The following is a 6,312-nucleotide window of genomic DNA, read 5'->3' on the forward strand; positions in this document are numbered from 1 at the left end:
TTTTTTAGGAAGTAGTTTTTACATTCGCTGCTAAATGATGCTGCAAAAATGGTTTCAATTTTGAAATAATCATTTCTGGCGTAAGTTTTAAATAAAGCGATTGGGGATTGGCTTCAATTTTTTTTCGCTCTTCGGGCGTAAAACTTTTAAATAAATTGGGTTCTTCTTCCAAAAGATGAATGGATTGATGAAGTTTTCCGTCTTCAAAACTATTCCAAGCATCTTTATCGATATAAGGCGAATAGATTGTAAAAGTAGGTTTTTCAAGAGCTTTGGCTATGTGTACACTACCGCCTTCATTACTTACTAATAGTTTACATTGGTTCATTAAAACGGCAAAATCACGGATAGAATCTGCGTAAATATCGAGGTTGATTTGTTCTTTGGAAGAACATATTTCGTAAATTTTTAATGCTTCCTCTTTTTGATGTGGCGCATAATTAAATAATACGGTTACTTCGTAATTCTGCGTAATATAATCTACAACTTGGGCAATATATTCATAGGGCATACTTTTTTGTGGAGTGCTGCCCAAAACTCCTAGCATAAGCACCGGACGGTTTATTTTACTAAGTTTCGTAGCATTCTTTTCTTCTTCGGTCAAGAAAATTTTCGGTTCATAATCTACATTTTCAAGGGGGAAAACCGATTGAATTAAATTTATCCGGTCTTCAATTCCACGGCCGCAGGGTAGGGTTGCTTTCTTTTTAAAATTTACGGGATGCGTATAAAACGGAAGTTTTAACTTTTTATGTTCTCTTTTAAAACCAATCCTGTATTTGGCACCGCTTCCCAAGCAAATCATCCTACTTTGGAATTTGGCATATGGATCAAAAATGATATCGAATTTTTCCCGTCTCATTTGTAAAATAGTCTTAAAAAGATTGGGGATTTTCTTGAGCTTTTTTTCTTTTACGGGAATAATTCGGTCAATATTCGGGTTGTTTTCCAATACGCCGGTAGTGTAGTCGTAAGCAAAAAAAGTAAGCTCGCTGTTAGGAAAAACTTTTTTAATATTATTGGCAATTACCGAGCTTAAAAGCACGTCGCCAATTCTTTTGTTTTGTATTAGCAGTATTTTCTTCATATAGATTACCTTCGCAAAATACCTTTTTTTGGTTTTATCTTTTATAGAATGCAAGAGAATTTTATAATTCATCCCGAATATTCGCAAATAGCTACAAAGCTACACGATGCGCTTACCCGTTTTTCTGAAATTGGAGAATATGTAACAAAGGGAGAGCGCAATGTAATTAAAAGGGTAGAAATTGATGGTTTTTCGCTGAATATTAAAAAATTTAAAACGCCGAATGCCATCCAGTCATTTGTGTATCAGTTTATCCGCAAAAGTAAAGCAAAACGCTCTTATGAATATGCGTTAAAACTAATTGACTTCGGAATAAAAACACCTTTTCCCGTGGCGTATTTTGAAAGTTTTGACGCAGGACTAAAAGAAAGTTTTTATGTAAGTGCACACGTAAATTACGATTTCGATTTCCGCGTGCTTATTCACAAGCCTAAATTTAAAAACCGTACAGAAATTTTAAAACAGTTTACCCAATTCACTTTTAGGCTTCACGAAAACGGGGTTAATTTTTTAGATCATTCTCCGGGAAATACACTAATTATAGACAATGGCGATAATACATACGATTTTTATCTCATAGATTTAAACCGAATGCGTTTTGAAGATATGACCTTTGAAAATCGCATGCACAACTTTAGAAGATTGTGGCTTTCAAAAACCATGATTAAAATTATGGCGGAAGAATACGCCAAATGTTATGGCAAATCTTTTGAAGAAACCCACGCAATGATGCTAAAATACAGCAGATCTTTTCAAAAGGCGAAGAATAGCAAAAAGCTTCGAAAACGCAGACGAAAAAACTTTTTATAGAATTATTCTACTGTAAAAAGTTCGTTCCCTCATTCATAGGGCTACTTCCCTCATTCTATATTTTTTTGGCAGTACTAGTATGGTAGTTTTACTTCAAGTTAAACTCAAAAAACCATATTATGAAAACACTTTTCACATTTTTAGCAGTAGCATTATTGGGGTTCCAATTAAGCGCACAAACCGTTTCAATTAAAGGAACGGTAACAGATGACAGCGGACTTGCCTTACCCGGCGCAAACGTTATAATTAGGGGAACTAGCTCCGGCACCCAAACAGATTTTAATGGCCGCTATACAATAGAAACGCAGGTTGGGCAGACATTGGTCTATTCGTACGTAGGTTTTGAAAATAGGGAAGTGCGTGTTGGGGCTGATACCATTATTAATGTTTCATTGCTGCCAAGCGCCAGTTTAAATGAAGTTGTTGTTACGGCATATTCCGTTAGCAATGATGCCATAAGAAATGCGAAGGGTTATGGCGTTCGAAGAAATAACTCTTACGTAGCTTCAAAAAGGCAAAAGGCAGAGCAGAAAGTGATTATTCGAGGGGCATCTAGTTTATATGGCTCAAGGGGTGTGGTTAATAATACTAATCACGTTTCCGAAAACGAATCCTACGGTCGCATTGAAGAAAACATCTTTAAAAGTGTTGGCACTGCGCCTCTTTCAACGTTTTCAATTGATGTAGATAAAGCTGGTTATAGTAACGTTCGTAGAATGCTTAACAATGGGCAGAAAGTGCCGGAAGACGCTGTAAAGATTGAAGAAATGGTAAACTATTTTGCCTATAACTATCCACAGCCCAAAGGCGATGACCCTTTTTCCATAACCGCAGATGTGGTTAATTCGCCGTGGAACGAAGATGCAAAACTGGTACGAATAGGTTTAAAAGGAAAAGATATTTCCTTGGAAAATGTGCCGCCTTCAAACCTAGTTTTTTTATTAGATGTTTCGGGCTCGATGAATGCGCCAAACAAATTGCCTTTGCTAAAAGCTGCATTGAATGTTTTGGTGGACAAATTACGCGAAAAAGATAAAGTTGCAATTGTGGTTTACGCTGGTGCAGCAGGATTGGTGCTACCACCAACTTCGGGCGCAGAGAAAGCAACTATTCGTCAAGCTATTGATAATTTAAGCGCTGGAGGTTCTACTGCTGGTGGTGCAGGGATTGAATTGGCCTATAAAATTGCATCAGAAAATTTCAGCAAAGAAGGAAATAACCGAGTAATTCTGGCAACCGATGGCGATTTTAATGTTGGCAATTCCAGCGACCGCTCCATGGAAAACTTAATTGAAGAAAAACGCAAAAGCGGTGTGTTTTTAACTTGTTTAGGTTTTGGGATGGGGAATTATAAAGACAGCAAGCTTGAAATTTTAGCCAATAAAGGCAACGGAAATCACGCCTATATCGATACAATGCAGGAGGCGCAAAAAGTTTTGGGAACCGAGTTTTTTGGAACGCTTTACACAATTGCAAAAGATGTGAAAATTCAAGTGGAATTTAACCCTGCAAAAGTACAGGCTTACCGTTTAATTGGTTACGAAAACCGTTTGTTGAACGACGAAGATTTTAAAGATGATACCAAAGATGCGGGCGAATTAGGTAGCGGCCACACGGTAACAGCTTTATACGAAATAATACCTGTTGGAATTAAAAGCAAGTATTTAAAAGACATCGATAATTTAAAATACACAAAGCAAATTACAGGACAATATACCGATGAAATGCTGACGGTAAAATTTCGTTACAAAGAACCTGATGGCGATGTAAGTAAATTGATCGTAAAAACAGTAAAAGACGAGAACAGTTCTATAGCAAATGCTACAGAAGATTTAAAATTTTCGGCAGCGGTGGCGCTTTTCGGGATGCAATTACGCAAATCTAAATTTATAAATACTAAGAAAAAAGAAGATGTAATTGCTTTGGCTGAAGCAGGAAAGGGAATCGATAAGGATGGGTATCGAGCAGAGTTTATTCGCTTGGTAAAAAGTAGCAAATAATCTAAACCCTAAATTTGAGAGGTGGTTTGGTTTTTTGATGGAAAGGGCGCGAAAGCGCTCTTTCTTTGTTTAATATGTTTATCACCTAATTACCACGGGGCCTCGGGGGTTGCTATTTCTGCTGTTAAATCGAATTTCACTGTGAAAAGTCTGTCGCTACCAATGCGACGTAGATTGTAAGTTAGTGATGTTTCATCTATTGTAAACCACCACACATTTGTTGAAGCCAATGGAATTAAATTACTAGTATGCTCATCTGCAGGAAAAAACTGGATGTTGGGTAACCCAGTATTAGTGCTCAATCCACCGTATTGGGTAACCTCTTCTTCGGAACCATCTTTATGTCTATGGTCGTGTTTTAGCAGAATGCGATTGTCTTCCTGTAAAGAAAGCACCCAAGTTCTAGATTTATCTTCCCCAACAAAAAAGGGAATCCGGATGGTTCTATCTTCACAATTACGCACGTGCATTACAAGTTTTTCACCTACAAAACCGTCACCTTCTTTGCCGCCGGCGGTAATTGTACCTTCATAAGCCTTACCGCAATGACTTTTTATACTATCCCAAAATTTTAGTGAGTCCGGAGGGTTTTGTGCGATTACAAAATATGGAGCTATTAATAGAAAGAGAAAGAGTTGTTTCATTTTAAGGGGTTTTATTTCAAAATTAATTTTGACAGATTTTTTGGCAAGATATGGGTTAATTTCTAATCTGTATGGAGTTTATACCTTTGGTTTTTATAGAAGGTATCTAGTTAAATCCATTTGTGGTTATCAATATGTTGTCCCTATTGTGACAAATTTGAATTTCTGTGTTTGTTGTTACCAATATGACGTCCCTGACGGACATTCTTCAAATGATAACATTGTTTCTACCGATGTGTTGTTCCTAACGGAACATAATGAGAATTTATGTTTTGATTTTACCGATATGTTGTCGCTAGTAGAACACATGCGGAATTTGTTATTTTTTTGTTACCGATATGCCGTCTCTCACGGGACATATTCGAAATCTGCGCTCTCGTTGTTACCGATATTTAGTCCCTAACGGGACATATTCTGAGCTTATTTTATTGATGTTACCGATATTTAGTCCCTAACGGGACATATTTGATGCTACCGATATATTCTTTCTAATGGAACATATTTGAATTTATAAATCTTAAGTCCCATTAGGGACGAAATCTAGGTAGCCAAAGGTGTTACGTTCACAATTCTGTGCCGTTAGGTACAGCATATTTCTACCGAAATGTTGTCTCAAGCAGGACATTTTTGAATTTGGTGTTTTTATTGTTACCGATATGCCGTCCCTGACGGGACATATTCGAAATCTGCGCTCTCGTTGTTACCGATATTTAGTCCTAACGGGACATATTCTGAGCTTATTTTATTGATGTTACCGATATTTAGTCCCTAACGAGACATATTTGATGCTACCGATATATTCTTTCTAATGGAACATATTTGAATTTCAATGTTATTGTTGTTAACGATATATTCTTTCTAATGAAACATATATGAATTTACAAATCTTAAGTCCCGTTAGGGACGAAATCTAGGTAGCCAAAGGTGTTACGTTCACAATTCTGTGCCGTTAGGTACAGCATAGTTTAAATTACTGGTTTTAAAATATATCGTTCATCATAATCTACTCCAGATTCTTTTAATAATTCCACATATTCTTCGACGAAGGATTTAGTTTTATGATGTTCTTCTTGATTAACAATGTATTGAATAACCCCATGGACCTGCGACTTTGAATACGAAAATGCTCCATAACCAGATTGCCAAGAAAATTTTCCTCGTACTAACCTTCTTGTATTAATCCATTTGGATGAATCTTGTTTTATTTGTTTCATCAATTCAGAGATTGATTGCGTGGGGCGCATTCCTAGCAATATATGAATATGATCAGGCATTCCGTTAATTTGTAAAACCTTGTGGTTGTAATTTTGGATTATGCCGGTAATGTACTTGTATAATTCATCTTTCCAATTTGGATTAATCAGGCTTTGTCTGTCTTCCACAGCAAAAACCGTTTGGATGTGAATTTGTGTGTATGTGTTTGCCATTGTTTGTTGTTTTTTTTATGTTACCGATATGATGTCCCTGACGGGACGTTTTTCAATTGATAACATTAGTTCTACCGATGTGTTGTTCCTAACGGAACATAATCGAAAGTACGTATTTATTTTACCGATATTTTGTCCCTAACGGGACATTTTTCGCATTGGTACTTTCATTTGTTACCGATATTTTGTCCCTAATGGGACATTTTTCGCATTGGTGCTTTCATTTGTTATCGATATTTTGTCCCTAAGGGGACATGTTTAACTTTATGTTTTCGTTGCTACCAGTATGCCGTCCCTCACGGGACATATTCGAAATCTGCGCTCTCGTTGTTACCGATATTTTG

At 36.7% G+C, this 6,312-nt stretch carries 5 protein-coding genes; 2 read left to right on the forward strand and 3 right to left on the reverse strand.

Annotation, left to right across the window (positions count from 1 at the left end):
• Positions 1-4: 4 nt before the first annotated feature.
• The gene (locus K8089_RS14565) at positions 5-1,087 is read right to left on the reverse strand and encodes a glycosyltransferase family 9 protein (protein WP_237604030.1); all 1,083 of its coding nucleotides are present in this window, start codon (positions 1,085-1,087) and stop codon (positions 5-7) included.
• A 48-nt stretch (positions 1,088-1,135) separates the two neighbouring features.
• Here K8089_RS14565 and K8089_RS14570 point away from each other — a divergent pair, with 48 nt between their 5' ends.
• The gene (locus K8089_RS14570) at positions 1,136-1,897 is read left to right on the forward strand and encodes a lipopolysaccharide kinase InaA family protein (protein ID WP_237604031.1); all 762 of its coding nucleotides are present in this window, start codon (positions 1,136-1,138) and stop codon (positions 1,895-1,897) included.
• 119 nt (positions 1,898-2,016) lie between these two features.
• On the forward strand, positions 2,017-3,897 hold the full coding sequence (locus K8089_RS14575; RefSeq protein ID WP_237604032.1) for a vWA domain-containing protein: 1,881 nt from the start codon (positions 2,017-2,019) through the stop codon (positions 3,895-3,897).
• Positions 3,898-3,986: 89 nt separating this feature from the next.
• Here the strand turns inward: K8089_RS14575 and K8089_RS14580 are convergent, their stop codons facing one another.
• Together K8089_RS14580 and tnpA are read right to left on the reverse strand one after the other, a co-directional pair.
• Positions 3,987-4,541: a hypothetical protein gene (locus tag K8089_RS14580; protein ID WP_237604033.1), complete on the reverse strand. Its 555-nt coding sequence runs from the start codon at positions 4,539-4,541 to the stop codon at positions 3,987-3,989.
• A gap of 965 nt (positions 4,542-5,506) precedes the next feature.
• Positions 5,507-5,968, reverse strand: coding sequence for an IS200/IS605 family transposase (gene tnpA / locus K8089_RS14585; protein ID WP_237604034.1), 462 nt, complete (start codon positions 5,966-5,968; stop codon positions 5,507-5,509).
• Positions 5,969-6,312 lie beyond the last annotated feature (344 nt).

The sequence above is a fragment of the Aequorivita vitellina genome (assembly GCF_022008365.1).
Classification (GTDB): Bacteria; Bacteroidota; Bacteroidia; order Flavobacteriales; family Flavobacteriaceae; genus Aequorivita; species Aequorivita vitellina.

Excerpts from the sequence above, each read along its gene's own strand:
- K8089_RS14575 (WP_237604032.1), top strand. The coding sequence starts at position 2,017 with ATGAAAACACTTTTCACATTTTTAGCAGTAGCATTATTGGGGTTCCAA.
- K8089_RS14565 (WP_237604030.1), bottom strand. The coding sequence starts at position 1,087 with ATGAAGAAAATACTGCTAATACAAAACAAAAGAATTGGCGACGTGCTT.
- tnpA (WP_237604034.1), bottom strand. The coding sequence starts at position 5,968 with ATGGCAAACACATACACACAAATTCACATCCAAACGGTTTTTGCTGTG.
- K8089_RS14570 (WP_237604031.1), top strand. The coding sequence starts at position 1,136 with ATGCAAGAGAATTTTATAATTCATCCCGAATATTCGCAAATAGCTACA.
- K8089_RS14580 (WP_237604033.1), bottom strand. The coding sequence starts at position 4,541 with ATGAAACAACTCTTTCTCTTTCTATTAATAGCTCCATATTTTGTAATC.